1 protein-coding gene is annotated in these 235 nt (G+C 57.4%); it reads left to right on the top strand.

Translation table 11 applies throughout. From position 1 onward, the window contains the following. On the top strand, positions 1–235 hold a 235-nt coding region (locus ACPYOM_RS23955; protein WP_481347898.1), incomplete at both ends, for an HAD family hydrolase.

The raw sequence follows: 235 nt of genomic DNA, 5'->3' as shown, positions 1-235 counted from the left end.
AGCTTGAGGAGTTTCTTGACCATATCATCTATACGGACGCTTGGGGCCGCGAGTTCTGGAAGCCGCATCCAAGAGCGTTCGAAGCCGTGCAGGAATGGTCCGGCGTGCCGCCCTCGGATCTGGTTTACATCGCCGATAATCCGTCAAAGGATTTTATCGCCCCAAGGCAGCTGGGTTGGTGGACGATCCAGATTGCGCGCGTGGGGCGCATCCATATGCGGGAACACTCGATTCC

Source organism: Monashia sp. HAY1-2A (assembly GCF_056755315.1).
The sequence above is the reverse complement of the archived record's forward strand: the minus strand, read 5'-3'. Positions and strand labels throughout refer to the sequence as shown.